1 protein-coding gene is annotated in these 1,075 nt (G+C 77.6%); it reads right to left on the reverse strand.

Annotation, left to right across the window (positions count from 1 at the left end; all coding sequences use genetic code 11):
• The coding region (locus FOE67_RS26600; RefSeq protein ID WP_182667374.1) for a PfkB family carbohydrate kinase at window positions 1–1,019 on the reverse strand (1,019 nt) is incomplete at its 3' end.
• Between the last annotated feature and the right edge of the window lie 56 nt (window positions 1,020–1,075).

Below are 1,075 nucleotides of genomic sequence, written 5' to 3' on the forward strand. Positions count from 1 at the left end.
CCCGCCCCCGGCTCCACGTCCGCGATCAGCTCGTCCAGGAAGTCGTAGCGTGCCGGGGCGCCCCCCGCCCGCAGGGTGCGGCGGCGCCAGGCCGCGACCTGGTCCCAGCAGGGCGCCGAGAGCGAGCCACCGAACTCCTGCACCGACAAACCGGCGGTCAGCGCGGCGAAGGCGAGCCGGTCGGCCGGGGGCCATCCGGCGAGGGTGCCGGTCACGAACCCCGCCATGAAGACGTCCCCCGCGCCGGTGGGGTCCAGCACCGTCACCGGCAGGGCGGGCACCTCCAGCAGTTCCCCGGTGCCGGCGTCGGCGGCCACCGCGCCCCGGGCCCCCATGGTGACCACCGCCAGCGGGACGTGCTCCGCCAGGGCCCGCGCCGCCCGGTGCGGGGAGTCGGTGCGGGTGTAGCGCATGGCCTCCCCGGCGTTGGGCAGGAAGGCGGCGCAGTGCTCCAGGCCGTCCAGCGACGCGAGGTCCCAGCGACCGGTGTCGTCCCAGCCGGTGTCGGCGAAGACCAGCGAGCCCGCCCCGGCCGCCCGCGCGATCCACTCCTGCGGTTCGCCGGGGGCGAGGGAGGCGACGCAGGCGCGCGCCGGGTCGGGGTCCCGCCCGTCGACCGGGGCGGTCGACGACACGGGCGGGACGTGGCCGTGCGAGACCATCGTGCGCTCGCCCTCGTACGCCATCGAGACGGTCACCGGGGAGTGCCAACCCGGCAGCACCCGGGAGGGGGACAGGTCGATGCCCTCGTCGCGCTCCAGCGTCTCCCAGCAGTACTCGCCGTACCGGTCGTCGCCGAACGCCGCCGCCAGACGGGTGCGCAGTCCCAGCCGGGCCAGCGCGGTGGCCATGTTCGCGACCCCACCGGGGCAGGACCCCATGCCGCGGGCCCAGGTCTCGGTGCCGCGCACCGGGGCGCCGTCCAGGCCGGTGAAGACGATGTCGAGGAAGACCGTGCCGGTCAGGTGGACGTCGCAGACCGGGTCCCCCGGCCGGCGCAGCCGGGCGAGCGGGTCGATGCGGCGCGGGCCGTCGTTCGACGCCGCGCCGCCGGGCGGGGCGGCGGAGGGGACGC

This window comes from Streptomyces calidiresistens, assembly GCF_014141525.1.
Lineage (GTDB): Bacteria > Actinomycetota > Actinomycetes > Streptomycetales > Streptomycetaceae > Streptomyces > Streptomyces calidiresistens.